13 protein-coding genes and 1 pseudogene are annotated in these 13,870 nt (G+C 57.1%); 8 read left to right on the forward strand and 6 right to left on the reverse strand.

The annotated features are described in order from the left end of the window. Positions 1-68: 68 nt before the first annotated feature. From ACFPPD_RS18560 to ACFPPD_RS18570, 3 genes are all read right to left on the reverse strand, one after another. Positions 69-233, reverse strand: coding sequence for a hypothetical protein (locus ACFPPD_RS18560; RefSeq protein ID WP_209749193.1), 165 nt, complete (start codon positions 231-233; stop codon positions 69-71). Between the two features lie 198 nt (positions 234-431). Beyond that, entirely contained in the window at positions 432-1,133 is a 702-nt protein-coding gene (locus tag ACFPPD_RS18565; RefSeq protein ID WP_209749194.1) for a response regulator transcription factor, read from the reverse strand. Next, a complete protein-coding gene (locus ACFPPD_RS18570; protein WP_209749195.1) occupies positions 1,106-1,507 on the reverse strand; it encodes a Fur family transcriptional regulator in 402 nt (133 codons plus the stop codon). The genes ACFPPD_RS18565 and ACFPPD_RS18570 overlap by 28 nt, the downstream gene beginning before the upstream one ends. A 156-nt stretch (positions 1,508-1,663) precedes the next feature. Here ACFPPD_RS18570 and corA point away from each other — a divergent pair, with 156 nt between their 5' ends. Together corA and allB are read left to right on the forward strand one after the other, a co-directional pair. Then, the gene (gene corA / locus ACFPPD_RS18575; protein WP_209749196.1) at positions 1,664-2,617 is read left to right on the forward strand and encodes a magnesium/cobalt transporter CorA; all 954 of its coding nucleotides are present in this window, start codon (positions 1,664-1,666) and stop codon (positions 2,615-2,617) included. Between the two features lie 135 nt (positions 2,618-2,752). Beyond that, positions 2,753-4,162, forward strand: coding sequence for an allantoinase AllB (gene allB, locus ACFPPD_RS18580; RefSeq protein ID WP_378082833.1), 1,410 nt, complete (start codon positions 2,753-2,755; stop codon positions 4,160-4,162). Positions 4,163-4,255: 93 nt separating this feature from the next. On the opposite strand, the gene ACFPPD_RS18585 is transcribed toward allB, so the two are convergent. Further along, entirely contained in the window at positions 4,256-6,070 is a 1,815-nt protein-coding gene (locus ACFPPD_RS18585; protein ID WP_209749197.1) for a hypothetical protein, read from the reverse strand. A gap of 230 nt (positions 6,071-6,300) precedes the next feature. Between ACFPPD_RS18585 and ACFPPD_RS18590 the strand changes: the two are divergent. Beyond that, a pseudogene (locus tag ACFPPD_RS18590) lies at positions 6,301-6,402 on the forward strand (glucose-1-phosphate cytidylyltransferase); the annotation flags it as partial. A gap of 338 nt (positions 6,403-6,740) precedes the next feature. Next, positions 6,741-7,409, forward strand: coding sequence for an HAD family hydrolase (locus tag ACFPPD_RS18595; RefSeq protein ID WP_209749198.1), 669 nt, complete (start codon positions 6,741-6,743; stop codon positions 7,407-7,409). 43 nt (positions 7,410-7,452) lie between these two features. Here ACFPPD_RS18595 and ACFPPD_RS18600 read toward each other — a convergent pair whose 3' ends face one another. After that, the gene (locus tag ACFPPD_RS18600) at positions 7,453-7,947 is read right to left on the reverse strand and encodes a YcxB family protein (protein WP_209749199.1); all 495 of its coding nucleotides are present in this window, start codon (positions 7,945-7,947) and stop codon (positions 7,453-7,455) included. Positions 7,948-7,976: 29 nt separating this feature from the next. Beyond that, positions 7,977-8,165: a hypothetical protein gene (locus ACFPPD_RS18605; RefSeq protein WP_209749200.1), complete on the reverse strand. Its 189-nt coding sequence runs from the start codon at positions 8,163-8,165 to the stop codon at positions 7,977-7,979. Positions 8,166-8,507: 342 nt separating this feature from the next. Here ACFPPD_RS18605 and ACFPPD_RS18610 point away from each other — a divergent pair, with 342 nt between their 5' ends. From ACFPPD_RS18610 to chvE, 4 genes are all read left to right on the forward strand, one after another. After that, positions 8,508-9,527: a substrate-binding domain-containing protein gene (locus tag ACFPPD_RS18610; protein WP_378082837.1), complete on the forward strand. Its 1,020-nt coding sequence runs from the start codon at positions 8,508-8,510 to the stop codon at positions 9,525-9,527. A gap of 19 nt (positions 9,528-9,546) precedes the next feature. Next, positions 9,547-11,370 carry a cache domain-containing sensor histidine kinase gene (locus ACFPPD_RS18615; protein ID WP_378082840.1) on the forward strand — a complete coding sequence of 608 codons (1,824 nt, stop codon included), beginning with the start codon at positions 9,547-9,549 and terminating at the stop codon, positions 11,368-11,370. Continuing rightward, complete coding sequence (locus tag ACFPPD_RS18620) at positions 11,367-12,590, forward strand: response regulator (RefSeq protein ID WP_209749201.1); 1,224 nt, start codon at positions 11,367-11,369, stop codon at positions 12,588-12,590. The genes ACFPPD_RS18615 and ACFPPD_RS18620 overlap by 4 nt, the downstream gene beginning before the upstream one ends. 131 nt (positions 12,591-12,721) lie before the next feature. Beyond that, a complete protein-coding gene (gene chvE, locus ACFPPD_RS18625) occupies positions 12,722-13,849 on the forward strand; it encodes a multiple monosaccharide ABC transporter substrate-binding protein (RefSeq protein ID WP_209749202.1) in 1,128 nt (375 codons plus the stop codon). The last annotated feature ends 21 nt before the right edge of the window (positions 13,850-13,870 follow it).

A 13,870-nucleotide genomic window follows, 5' to 3' on the forward strand; every position in this document is an offset into this window, starting at 1 on the left:
CTTGAGGCGATCTCGCTATAATAAACGGCCCCGGACGTCATCATCGATGACTGCCGGGGCCGTTTCGTTTAATGATCCGGCTCGTTCTCGGCCTCGCATGCTCGTTCAGCTTGATCGAGGGCGGACGAGTATTCTTCTTCGTTGTCCTCGGCCAGCTTGCTGCCGAATTGATCCAGCCTGCCCGGGCTGGCGGCGGGGCCGTCGTTGTCCGGTTTGTTGTTGCGTCCCGTCAATCGTATCCCTCGCCTTCTTTAATCGTTCCCCGAATTGGCGTTGTTGCCGTGGCTTTTCTTGTCGGACGTTTTCGTTTTCGTGTTTTTCCTCGATTGGCCCTGTTGCTTGGACATGGCGCATCCTCCCTTCGGAAAGCGGATAGCCATAATGTGCTTCCGCGAACGCCGATCCATACGGGGAGCGTCGGTAAACGTCCGTTATTCGTCCGCGAGCCGATAGCCGACGCCGCGGACCGTCGCGATATACCGCGGTTCCTTCGGGTCGTCCCCGAGTTTGCTGCGCAAGCTGCGGATATGGACGTCGACCGCGTTGCTGCCTCCGAAATACGATTCGCCCCACACTTCGTTCATGAGCGCTTGACGGCTCATCACTTTGCCGCCCCCGGCCATGATCGCCCGCAGCAGGTCGTATTCCGTCTTCGTCAAGTCGACGCGCGATCCGGCGCGGGCAACCGTCATTCGCTCGGCGTCGAGGGAAAGTTCCTTGAACAGGAACGTCCGGTGCTCCCCGGGAAGCAGCGAAGCGTCCGAGGCGAGCCGTTCGATGACGGCGTAGACGTCGTCGATCGATCCCGGCCAGACGACGCGTTGTTCGCCTTCGGGAACGGCCGCGTCCATCGAAGAGACGAGGGCGAGGACGGGAGACGTTCCTTTCGCGGGAAGCGCGGCGCTCATCGACTGCGGCAATTCCGCCGTCCGGTCGATAACGATGATGTGCCCCTGCACCATGCCGAGCAGCGGGTCGTCCGCATGATGGAGCAGCAGAACGTCGTAGCAGCGATTAGCCAGCTCTGCGACGAGGGAGCGAAGCGACGCGGGTCGCGGGCTTACGATCAGGATTCGGTTCGTAATGACGCAATAGCCTTGGTCGTTCAAGACGTTGTCTCGTTGCTGCTGCATGAGCCGCACACCCCCTTAAATAGAATGCGTTCTTCCGCCAGCGCGAAGCCGGTCTGTTCCGCGACGGCGCGAAGCCACTCGGCGGGAGGCGGCACGCATGTTTCCTCCACTTTGCCGCAGGCGGTGCAGACGACGTGTTGGTGGTCGTCCGTCCGGGCGTCGTACCGGCAAGCGCCGTTCTCGAGCTTCAGCTCGTGAATCAAGCCTTCTTCGGTCAAATATTTCAACGAATTGTACACCGTCGCGTAAGCGAATTGGTGACCGTCCGCCTTTAATCTTTCGATGATGTCCGACGCCGTCGGATGGTCCCCCGCGGAGGCGAGCAGATCGTAAATTTTCTTGCGCTGCAACGTCATGGCTCCGGCTTTTCGCATATCCGTCCACCCGGCCTTTTTTAATTTAGAATTAGTTTAAGTTTAATGAATCGCAAGGCAACAGTCAATGAGGCGGCTGCTCCCGTTCGAGCAAAAACGGCAAAGGTTGCCAAGGTCTTGCCTTCGGCGCATAATGGCGTAAGAGAGGTGAGCGGAATGCTTCGAGTGGTGGCCGTGAACGATAAACGGCAATGCGTGGAGGGTATCCCGTTGGAGCGTCTGAACGACGGCGACATCGCATGGTATTGGGTGGATTTCGATTGTCCGACGGACGACGAGATCCGGCTCTTGGACGAGTTTTTCGGTTTTCATCCGCTGGCGATCGAGGATTGCCTGCACTTTCTTCAGAGGCCGAAGGTCGATCATTACGGCGACACCCATTTTTTCGTGCTGCATTCGCTGAATCCTGAGACGCAGGAAGCGGAAGAGGTCGATTTCTTCCTCGGGCCGAGGGGCATCGTGACGTTTCACTTGGCCGCATCGCAAGAGGTCGAGGAAGTCGGCCGGGCGATCGGAAGGGCCGTCGCGCAAGACGGAACCGATCAAACTTATGTCGCCTATAAGCTGCTGGACAAGCTCGTCGATCAGTATTTTCCGGTGCTGTACAAAATAGAAGACCAATTGAACGACCTGGAGGCGCTGGGGGAGAGGGATGCCGACATACAGGCGCTGACGGAGCAAGTGTACGACATCCGGGCCGACCTGCTGCGGATCCGCCGGACCGTATTCCCGATGCGGGACTTGTTGTACCGGGTGCTGAACTCGAATAAAATTCCCGGGGTAAACGAGCGGCTCGCCTATTTCACCGATATTTACGATCATTTGCTGAAGCTGACGGAGATGATCGAGTCGAACCGGGAGATGACGGCCGACCTGAGGGACAGCTACGATTCGCTGAGATCGAACCGGATGAATTCGATCATGAAGAGACTGACGGTCATGACGACGATCTTCATGCCGCTGACGTTCATCGCGGGCGTGTACGGCATGAACTTCGTCCACATGCCGGAGCTGGAATGGCATTCGGGTTATTTCATCGTGTTGGGCGTTATGGCGGGGCTCGGGCTGGGCATGTACGGGTGGTTCAAAGCGAAGGGCTGGTTCGATTAACGACGGAATATGTCACTTATCATTACATTTTGCGGGAATTAAATACGGATTTTTGTGAACGAGCCAACTTGTGTTATATTATATAACATAACGTTGGCTTTTTTAGGTTGAGGTCATGCTGCGGGAGGGGATTGCATGCGAGACGAAGGGATGTTGGATACGATCATCCGGGGCGGGCAAGTCGTGTTGCCCGATCGCGTAACCGTGGCGGACATCGGCATCAAGGACGGCGCGATCGCCGAAATCGCGCAAGAAATCCGGCTCCCGGCCAAGGAAACGATCGATGCCGCGGGACGGTACGTCATGGCCGGCGTCGTAGACGCCCACGTACATTTCAACGAGCCCGGGATGGGCGATTGGGAAGGCTTCAGAACCGGCTCCGCCGCGCTCGCGGCAGGAGGCTGCACGACTTATATCGATATGCCGCTGAACGGACTGCCGCCGACGGTTAACGAAGATGCGCTGAGAGAGAAGCTCGAAGCGGCGAACTCCGCGGGCTCTTACGTCGACTACGCGCTTTGGGGCGGGCTCGTGCCGAACAACCTGGACGATCTTGGCGCTCTTGCGGGAGCCGGGGTCATCGGGTTCAAGGCATTCATGTCCTACCCGGGAGAAACGGGGGACGGCTGTTTCAGGGAAGTCGACGATATCGCCCTGTTCGAAGGAATGAAGGCGATCGCGCTCCTGAACAAGGTGCTCGCCGTCCATGCCGAAAGCGAAGAAATCATCGTCGCGCTGTCCGAGAAGTTCCGCGGCCGCAAAGTCAGGACGTCGGCCGATTTCCGCGAAACGCGGCCGCTTGCCGCCGAGCTCGACGCCGTACGTCGCGTGTTGCTGTTCGCGGAGAGAACGGATTGCCCGCTGCATCTCGTCCACATCAGCAGTCCGCAGGCAGTGGACCTGATCTGGGAAGCGAAGCAGAACGGCGTGAACGTCACGGTGGAAACTTGCCCCCATTACCTCGTCTTCACCGACGAGGAGGCGGACCGGATCGGCGCGCTCGCGAAGTGCGCCCCGCCGATTCGCGGCCTGAGGGAAAGAGAAGGGCTGTGGGCGAGAATCGCCGAAGGCAAAATCGACCTCGTCGCATCGGACCATTCTCCTTGCCCGCCCGGCATGAAGCTGGGAGGCGACGATTACTTCGCCGTCTGGGGCGGAATCGCGGGCGCGCAAAGCACGCTCGAGCTGATGATCGACGAAGGACACTTCACGCGCGGATTGCCGTTGCCGCTTCTGTCGCGGCTCTTGTCCGAGGCGCCGGCCAAGCGGTTCGGGCTTTCTCCCCGGAAAGGAAAAATCGCCGTGGGATCGGACGCGGATCTGGCGTTGATCGATCCGAACGCCGATTACGTGCTGAAGGAAGAGCACCTTCAATACCGCCATCGGCAAAGCGTATACGCCGGAAGGCGGTTCCGCGCCCGCGTCGTCCTGACGCTGAGCCGGGGCGAGGTCGTCTATTCGCTCGAGGACGGCATCGGCGCGAAGCGCGACGGCGAATGGCTGCGCGCGATGCCGGAAACTGCTCGCAGAAGGCAGATTCTATAATATCGTCCTTGCAACGATAATCGCCCGAATCGTGCTCCCTCAGGAGAACGGTTCGGGCGATTCATCTTTGCGCGAAGCGGTCGCTATTGGCCGTTACATATGGACGCCGTAACCCGAGCCGTATCCTCGGTCGACGATTTCGTCTTCTTCTTGAATGTCGTGATTCACGTTGTCCTCGGATCCGCCGTTCTCCTGAATGTCCGTATAACCCCGATCAACGATTCCCTCCATGACTCCGGCGCCGTCGTCGTCGTAATAGCTGTCGTCGCCTCCTTGGAAGCCGGGCAGACGCCCGTTTTCGTCGACCTCCGTGTAGCCGCTGTCCTCCGACAGGTTATGGACGTCGAAAATATCGTTGTTCCCGCGATATTGCCCGAACCCGTCGGAAGCCTTCGGCGAAGGGACATTCTCGGACGTCGGCGCGGTCTGCCCTCGCGTGGCGAGCAGTTCTTGCATGACGGCGTCTTTCTTGTCGCGGACGCCGGGGATGGGCTCGATCCGTTTGACCTTGCTGAGCAGTTCCTTTAGCACGCCGTCTTTCTTCCCGTGCATCTCGCGCATTTGTTCTTCGGCAGTGTCCGGGGTATGGTTCTCATAGCCGAGAAGCTCCATCGCGGAAGCTTGCATGTTCTTCGTCGAGATGGCACGGCCTTGGGCGTCGCGCTGGCGAATTTTGTTTCCGTGTTCGTCGCGCTTTTGGATTTTCTTGCCGGTCGCCTCGTCCCTCGCGTGTTCGCCGGTATCCATGTCCGTCTCGTATTCGAATTGCGGCTTGCCGATGAACTCGACGCCGAGCTGCTCGACCGACACTTTGTTTTTCTGGAGCTGCTTAACGGTTTGCATCATCTGCCTCGACTCGGGCATGTAGTGGCCGCTTGCGTCGGAGACGAGCTCGACTTGCCCGTCGCGAACTTGCATCTCCCCCGCTCCCGCGACATCCTGGCCGGCAAGGAAGCTCGTATGATGGAACCGCTCCATGTTCGGAAGCTTCTGGTTTCGCAGCATTTCCTGCTTCTCCGGTTCATCGGCCAAGCTCGTGATCTGCGCCTTTCGATCGTCTTTGATTTGCTTGGAGCGGGTGCGGTTTTCCTTGATCGCATCGTTGGAATGGAATCCGCCCTGCTCGTCCATGACGAAAATATGGCGGTCCGGCCTTGAACCCATCACGGCGGCCCTCTCGGAGCCGATCGTGTTCAGCGAACTTCCGTCCGTCTTATTCTTCATCTTGCCGTGCTTGTCGAAGCTTCTCCCGTATTGGGCGCGCTGGCTTTCGTCGGCGTAGAACGTCGTCGAATCGATATCGACGCCGTGGATCGTCCCTTTCGGAACGACCGTTTGGTCGAACGCGACTTCTTTGTTGGGCTCCATCTCTAAGCCGCTGTCCGATACCCGCTTGGGCGGAAGGGACGGCTTCGGCCGAGGTTCGACCTCCGTCGCATTACTGCCGCCGTATACGCCGTCCGAGTACGAATCGTCGTCTTCGGCGACCGTGTCCGAGCCGCCTCCGACGTGGACGTCGTCCCCCGAATAGAACCCTCCGTCCCCCGAATAGAACCCTCCGTCGCCCGATTCGGTAGACGAAGGCATTTGCATCGGAACGGGCACGGAATAGCTGCTATACCCGGGCGGGACGGGCGTCGGAGCGGAAGTCCCCGCGTCGATAGGCGTTTCAGGTGCTAATTGTTCGTCTGGGAGCGTCGCGTACATGCCGTAGTTCGACCCGAGCTCCTGCGTCGCCTGGTTACCTATCGATTGCTGTAAGTTCAACGTGGGCTCCTGCTGGGGCGCCCGGTGATCGCCGATCGGGGCTCGTTCGCGATGCGATCCGATGATCGGCGCTTGGGAAGGCTTTGCTCCGATGAACGGCGCCCGCCCGCCGGAAACGGCGTTGCTGCGTTGCCTCGTCATGGAAATCGTCTCCAATAATCAACTTTGTTTCCATCGTACGATTTTTCGACGGTTCTCGCAATATGATCGGTGAGCGTTCACGTATCCGAGGGTTGGACTTTCGCCCTCGCCCTTGTCCATACGCCGCGCCCCGCCGGAGAATAATCTAGCAGCATAACGGTCGGCGGATACGCCGGGCAGGAGGAGGAAGCGTGAAGGTCGTCATCCTCGACGGAGGCTAAGGGACCCGCATCAGCGAGGAAACGGCTTTGCGGCCGAAGCCGCTGATCGAAATCGGAGACAAGCCGATTTTGTGGCACGTCATGAAAATCTATTCGTTCTACGGCCAGACAAACTGCAAAAGTGCAGGTTGATCCCTCCCTAATCGGCAAAATAACTCTACAACCTGCACCCACTACAGTTTGTTGAGTCGAAATGGAGCGTTTCTCGCGAAAAGTAGTAATTGGCCTGCATATTTGCAGTTTGTCCACGAACATTTGAATAAACGAGCCAAGCAACCTGCAAATTTACAGTTTGATTAGCACGTCGGGGCGCAAATGGAAAAGCGTGAATGGCAGTATGGAGAAAAACGATTCATGCTCGTTGGTTCGGACTTTCTCGATAATCCATGCCTTTGTGAGCAAGCTCTTTTCATGTAATATAGGTGAATACATAGAGGGGAGAGAGCGAAATGGCAATCAAAGCGGTCGTATTCGACTTCGACGGAACGCTTATGGACACGGAAACATGCGCGTACGACGTCTTCGCCGAAATCTACGGGGAGCATGGCCAAAGGCTGCCGCTGACGGACTGGGAGCGCAACATCGGCACGCACGACGCCTTCGACGTCTACGGCGAATTGGAAAGGCTGACGGGGCGGCCGATAGACAGGAAAGCGTTAAAAGCGAGATTCGAAGCGCAACACGTCGAGACGGCGCTTAAGCTCGGCTTGTTGCCGGGGGTAATGGAGCGTCTGGAAGAAGCGCGGCGGTCGGGTTTGACGATCGGTTTGGCGTCGAGCTCGAACCGGGAGTGGATCGAGAGCCACTTGCGCCGGCAAGGGATCCGCGACTATTTCTCCGCGGTGTGCACGTCCGACGACGTCGAACGGGTCAAGCCCGATCCGGCGCTGTACCGTCTGGCCGTCCGGAAGCTCGGCGTCAGGGCGGAAGAGGCGGTCGCCGTCGAGGATTCCGTCAACGGCCTGCGGGCGGCCAAAGCCGCCGGGTTGTTCGCGGTCGCCGTTCCGAACCGGATGACGGCGCGGATGGATTTCTCGGAGGCGGATCTCGTCGCGGACGGAATGAACGGATTTACGTTCGCGCAAATCGAAAAGGACCGCCCTTCGGCGGCCGAATAACGGCCTGAAGGACGATTCTCCAAGATACGGTTTCCCTATCGAATTATCGGATCAGGCCGCTGCGGATTTCGCGATGCTTGCCGACGATTCGGCGGAAGCGCTCCTCTTCTTCGGCGTTATCGAATCGGTCGCGAGGCACGATCCAGAATTGTTTTTTGCCGAGGAAGATATAGTAGAACGCTTTCGTCTCCCAGACGCTTTTGACGAGATCCCAGCTCGCTTCCGAATTCACGTCTTCCGAGCTGAGGCGGATGTCGTCCTCGCCGACGGAGATTGCGAACGTCTTGCGGTAAGTCGGATCGGTCGACAGCTTCGCGGGCTGCCAGAAAGCGGCGGTCACATACGAGAGACCGAGAATGACGAGGACGAACAAGGCGATCCACAGCAACGACGCGTTCGAGGTGAAGGCGTAAGCGACGATTTCGAGCAGAATGACGGCGAGCCCGAGGCTGTTCGACAGCCAGAAGCGCAACGAATTGTGGTGATAACCTCGCAGCGCCCGAGTCAAATAGTCGCTGTATTTGTAAGTGATGTTCAAAGGGATTTCCTCCTATGTCAGTCCTTGCGTTAGGCGAGAGCGGATTTGGCGCGTTGCAGCGCGGCGATGATTCTGTCGAGCTCGGCGGCGTCTTCGACGAACAGGGAGACGTATTTCGGACGGTATCCGCTCGTGGACAGCTCGATGTGCACTTGCTTTTTGTCGTTGTCGGCGCGAATATCGATAAATTCGGATGAGTAGATCATTTCGTTCGGCATCGTCGAACCTCCGGATTAAATTAATCAAACTATACCATATTTCGGGTCGACGGGTGAAAAGGACATGTCATGCCGCAGCGAACGAGCTGGTACGTACAAGTGGCGGGTATGCTATAATGGCTCCAATCCGCAAGAGATGAAGGCTGCACGCGGCTATCAATCGCCGGTGCAGCCTTTTTTTGCATGATGGGCAATCTATGGGGCGGAAGGCATGCGGGACTTAGTAAAAAAACGCAAAAAATGTGCGTTTCCGTGAAAAGACTTCGGCCGGCTTTCCCTCCTATGATGGGAGGGAAAGGAAGCAAACCTATGGGGATCGAAGCGGAAGAAAGGAGCCGTCCGGTGAAAAAATCGGTTTTGTTCATCGTATATGGACTCGTGACTTGTATGTTCATGCTCTTTTTCTGGTACTTCGGCATTCCGGAGGACAAGCAGTACAAATGGGACCAGAACTCGAACGGACTCGTCGGGGACATCGAAGATAGATACGTGATGGTCACGTTCCAATCGGGGCTGGATTATTGGCGCAGCATCATGAAAGGCTTCGAGGACGCGGCGCGGACGCTGAACGTGACGCCGGAGTTCAGGGGCGCGACCCAATACGACGCGAACGAGCAAATCACGGTATTGGAGCAGATCATCGCGAAGAAACCGGCGGGCATCGCCATTACGGCAATCAACCCGGAAGCGTTAAACGTAACGATAGACAAGGCGATAAATGCCGGCATTCCCGTCGTCCTGTTCGATTCGGGCGCGCCGGGCAGCAAAGCGTACTCGTTCCTCGGGACGGATAATTATAGCGCGGGCGCGCAAGCCGCGCGGCAATTCGGGCGGCTTGCGAACGGACGCGGCAAAGCCGCGATCATCACGCAGCCGAACCAGTTGAACCACGAGCAGCGGACGAAGGGCTTCGCGGAGACGATCGCGGCGGAATTCCCGAATATTCGCATCGTAAAAATCGCGGACGGGAAAGGCAGCGTGCAAGGCTCCATGCAGGCGGCCAAAGCGATCATCGAGCAATATCCGGACGTGGACGGCTTCTTCGCGACGCAAGCGAACGGCGGCTACGGAATCGGGCTCGCGCTGAAGGAGATGGGGAAGGAACAAAGAAAAATCGTCATCGGCTTCGATACCGACAAAGGTACGCTGGATATGGTCAAGGATGGGACGATTAACGTGACCTTGGCGCAAGGAACGTGGAATATGGGCTATTGGTCGCTTATGGAGCTGTTCCATCAGCACCACGGAATCGTCCAGCCCGACAGCGAGGACATGAACGGAGCGCATCCGCTCCCGCCCTTCATCGATACCGGCATTACGATCGTTACGCGGGCTAATGTAGAGAACTATTACGCCAAATGAGAAGCGGGGAGGATCGACCGTGCATTCCGATAACCGACAAAACCGCTCGTTCTGGCGAAGGCTGCTGCCGGGAAATATGCCGATCCGGTACAAGCTGCTCGTCCATTTTTTGCTGATCACGATATTGCCTTCCCTCGTGCTGGGCGTATTGACCGATTGGGTCGTCAACCGGACGATCGAACGGCAGATGAACGAGAATACGCTGCAATTGATCTCGAAGGTGAACCGTTCGCTGGAGTTTTACGTCGGCAACGTTCAGAATACGACTTATTTGATGAGTTATAATCCGCAAGTCCGCCAATTTCTCTATGAGAACAGACCGGTTCAATCGACGAAAGACGTCGCTTTGGAATTCATGAGAGGTTTCTCTACGCTGCAAACGGAAATCGCAGGCATGCTCGTCGTTAATTCGCGCGGCGAATATTTGAGCAACGACATGTACGCGCGGTCCTCTTCCAAGGACCTCACGCTGGAGACATGGTATCAGGAAGCGGTCGCGAGCAAAGGCATTTTTAAGATCATCGGACATCCTTACGGACGCAGCGTGACGACCCATGCGAATTATAAGGACGACGAAGTCGTCTCCGCCGTCAGGGCGATTCTCGATCCGGACACGCAGAAGGTGATGGGGGTCGTGCTGATCGACTTGAAGCTGCGGGTCATCGTCGAAGCGGCGCACGACGTTCGGCTAGGCAAAACGGGTCTTCTGATGGTCATGGACGACACGGGATCGCCGATCTACGTGCCCAAGCAGCTCGGATTTCAGTCCATTCCGTTCGAGTGGATACAAGGGCAACCTTCCGGACAGTTCGTCAAGACAGTGGGCGGGCGGGAGCTACAGTTCATTTTCCGCCAATCGACGTTTACGAATTGGTCGACGATCGGGGTTTTTTCCACGAAAGAGGCGGCTCCCGAAGTCAGGCAAATCCGGTTGTACGTCGGCTTGTTCGTGTTCGTCGTCTGCCTGCTCGGCATTACGGCGTCTTTCATGTTATCGCACGGCATCTCGCGTCCGATTCAAAGGCTCAAGGACTTCATGCATAGGGCGGAGTCGGGCGATCTGACGACGAGATACTGGGGCGACGCGATGGACGAGATCGGGATGCTGGGCCGCAGCTACAACAAAATGCTGACGAAGATCAACGATTTGCTGCACTTGACCGAGAAGCAGGAGCGGCAGAAACGCGAAGCCGAATTGCGGATCTTGCAAGCCCAGATCAAGCCGCATTTTCTGTACAATACGCTGGATACGATCCACTGGATGGCCCTCAAGCAAGGGGCGAACGACGTCTCGGAGATGGTCGAGGCGTTATCGAAGCTGTTCCGCATCGGTCTGAGCAAAGGTAACGAGTTCATCCCGCTAGCCGAGGAATTCGAGCACATTCACAGCTATTTGCAAATCCAGAAGCTCCGTTATAAGGACAAGCTCCAATACTCGCTGGAGCTGGATCCGGATATGGCCCATATCCCGGTGCTGAAGGTGATCCTGCAGCCGATCGTCGAGAACGCGATCTACCACGGCATCAAGGAACGACGGGGTCCCGGACGCATTCAGGTGAAAAGCGCGATAGAGGATCGGCATATTCGGTTGACGGTCATCGACGACGGGGTCGGGATGAACGAGGCCGCGCTCGCGAAAATGAGAACCATGCTGCTGGAAGATCCGGCGACGAAGGTTCAGTCCGAGAGCACGGGCTCGGGTTACGGGTTGTCCAACGTTCAAGCCCGTCTGCGGTTGACTTACGGAACCGCGGAAAGCGGCATCGAAGTGAAGAGCGAACCGGGAGTCGGCACGAGCGTAACGTTAACTTATCCGCTTCAAGGGGAGGAAAATCGCTCATGAACGAGACAAGCTGGAAAGTGATCCTCGCCGACGACGAACCGATTATCCGGGAAGGCATCCGGGAAGCCGTCGATTGGGAAACGCTCGGTATGCGCGTCGTCGCGGAAGCGGAGGATGGCGAAGAAGCGCTGGAGCTGGCGACCTCTTTGGGCGTCCATGTGATGCTCGTCGATCTCAACATGCCGATCATGAACGGACTTACGCTCATCCAGAACGTGATGCAGGTGCTTCCGGCGTGCAGAATCGTGATTATCACCGGCCACGACGAGTTCAATTACGCGCAGCAAGCGGTCCGTTTCGGCGTGGCCGAATATTTGTTGAAGCCGGTTAATCCGGCGCATCTGGCAGAAGTGTTGCGGAAGATCAAGCTAGAGCTGGAGCAAGCGCATGAGCAGGAGAAGCACATCGAGCTCGCTTCGCGGCAAATTCGCAAAAATATCCCGCTGCTTCGCGAGAGGTTTTGCAACGAGTGGATCGAGAACGCGCTTAGCGAGCAGGAAGTGATCGAGCAGCTGCGGTTTCTCGAATTGCCGGATAAGCCGCCCGCGATGCTGGGCATCATACGTTGGCCCGAGATCGATCTCGGCCACTCCGTCCGTCCGGAACGGGAGCGCCAGCTTATGCTGTTCGGGATCGAGAACATCGCGACGGAAATCGTCTCTCCGCACCCGGTCGTCGTCTTTCGCAACGCTCTCGGCTTCATCTGTCTGATCGTCTGGGATACCCGGGACGTCGCCTTGTTCCATGCCGTCGAGCAAGCGGTCGTCGAATACTTGAAGCTTCAAATCATCGTTCATGCGGAGCCGGCGGACAGCGAGGCGGGGGGAGTCGCCGCAGCTTACGACAAGGCGCGCGGAGGCGTATACAAGGAAGCGGCGATCTCCCCGCTCGTGAGAAGAGCCAGGCAATATTTGCGCGATCATTACGGGGATCCCGCTCTTTCCCTCGAAATGACGGCCAAGTCGATCGGCGTGTCGTCCGTCTATTTGAGCCGATTGTTCAAGCAGGAGATGGGAACGAGCTTCGTCGCGCTGCTGACGCAAATCCGCATCGCCATGGCGGTCAAGCTGCTCGATTCGACGAATCGCGGCATGGCCGACATCGCGGAAAGCGTCGGCTACGAATCCCAGCACTACTTCAGCACCGTGTTCAAGAAGACGGTCGGCGTGTCCCCGATCCGGTATCGCAAAGGCGAATCTTACGAAGAAGACCCAGAATAAACCAAAACCATTCTTCACTCGCGAGAATGGTTTGTTTTTTGAAAAAAGTTGTCGTTATCCTCGAAAGACCCGATCGTGCTCCCATGATAAATTTGATCTAGTCCAAATAACGAAAGGGGAACTAGAAAAAGATGAAGAAATATTCCTTAATTGCTCTCACACTCGCATTCATGCTTCTTCTCGCCGCGTGCGGCAGCAACAATGGCAACAACGGCAACAGCGGCGGCAATAACGCCCAACCTTCCGAAAGCAGCCAATCGGCCGCAGGAGAAAAAGGCACGATCGGCATCGCGATGCCGACCAAATCGTCCGAACGCTGGGTGAACGACGGCGCGAACATGGTGAAGGAATTCGAAGCGCTCGGCTATAAGACGGATCTCCAATACGGCGAAGACGTCATCGAGAACCAAGTTTCCCAGATCGAGAACATGATCACCAAAGGCGTAAAACTGCTTGTTATCGCTTCCATCGACGGCGAGTCGTTGACGGAGGTGCTGCAAAAAGCGGCGGACGCGAACATTCCGGTCATCGCTTACGACCGTCTGATCAAGAAATCGGAGCACGTCAGCTACTACGCGACGTTCGACAACTTCAAGGTCGGCGTTCTGCAAGCTTCGTACATCGAAGAGAAGCTCGGGCTGAAAGACGGCAAAGGGCCGTTCAACATCGAGTTGTTCGCGGGCTCTCCGGACGATAACAACGCGTACTTCTTCTTCGACGGCGCGATGAGCGTGCTGAAGCCTTACATCGACAGCGGCAAGCTAGTCGTCAAAAGCGGCCAAACGAAATTCGACCAAGTCGCAACCCTTCGCTGGGATGGCGGCGTAGCCCAGTCCCGCATGGATAACTTGTTGTCCGCGAACTATACTTCCGCCAACTTGGACGCCGTATTGTCTCCGTACGACGGCATTACGATCGGCATCTTGTCCTCGCTGAAAGGCGTCGGCTACGGCTCCGCGGACAAACCTCTGCCGGTCACGTCGGGACAAGACGCCGAGCTCGCTTCCGTGAAGTCGATTCTCGCCGACGAACAAACGTCGACGATTTTCAAAGACACCCGCGAGCTTGCCAAAGTCGCAGTTAAAATGGCAGACGCCGTTCTGACGGGCGGCACACCTGAAGTGAACGACGAGAAAACGTACGACAACGGCGCGAAGGTCGTTCCTTCCTACCTGCTTGTACCGGTTTCCGTCGACAAAGCGAACTACAAAGAAGTGTTGGTCGACAGCGGCTACTTTACCGAAGACCAGCTGAAATAAAGATTCGGTAACGGGAAGCCC

Source organism: Cohnella suwonensis (assembly GCF_042655365.1).
GTDB lineage: Bacteria > Bacillota > Bacilli > Paenibacillales > Paenibacillaceae > Cohnella > Cohnella suwonensis.

Excerpts from the sequence above, each read along its gene's own strand:
- ACFPPD_RS18585 (WP_209749197.1), bottom strand. The coding sequence starts at position 6,070 with ATGACGAGGCAACGCAGCAACGCCGTTTCCGGCGGGCGGGCGCCGTTC.
- allB (WP_378082833.1), top strand. The coding sequence starts at position 2,753 with ATGCGAGACGAAGGGATGTTGGATACGATCATCCGGGGCGGGCAAGTC.
- corA (WP_209749196.1), top strand. The coding sequence starts at position 1,664 with ATGCTTCGAGTGGTGGCCGTGAACGATAAACGGCAATGCGTGGAGGGT.
- chvE (WP_209749202.1), top strand. The coding sequence starts at position 12,722 with ATGAAGAAATATTCCTTAATTGCTCTCACACTCGCATTCATGCTTCTT.
- ACFPPD_RS18570 (WP_209749195.1), bottom strand. The coding sequence starts at position 1,507 with ATGCGAAAAGCCGGAGCCATGACGTTGCAGCGCAAGAAAATTTACGAT.
- ACFPPD_RS18605 (WP_209749200.1), bottom strand. The coding sequence starts at position 8,165 with ATGCCGAACGAAATGATCTACTCATCCGAATTTATCGATATTCGCGCC.
- ACFPPD_RS18620 (WP_209749201.1), top strand. The coding sequence starts at position 11,367 with ATGAACGAGACAAGCTGGAAAGTGATCCTCGCCGACGACGAACCGATT.
- ACFPPD_RS18565 (WP_209749194.1), bottom strand. The coding sequence starts at position 1,133 with ATGCAGCAGCAACGAGACAACGTCTTGAACGACCAAGGCTATTGCGTC.
- ACFPPD_RS18595 (WP_209749198.1), top strand. The coding sequence starts at position 6,741 with ATGGCAATCAAAGCGGTCGTATTCGACTTCGACGGAACGCTTATGGAC.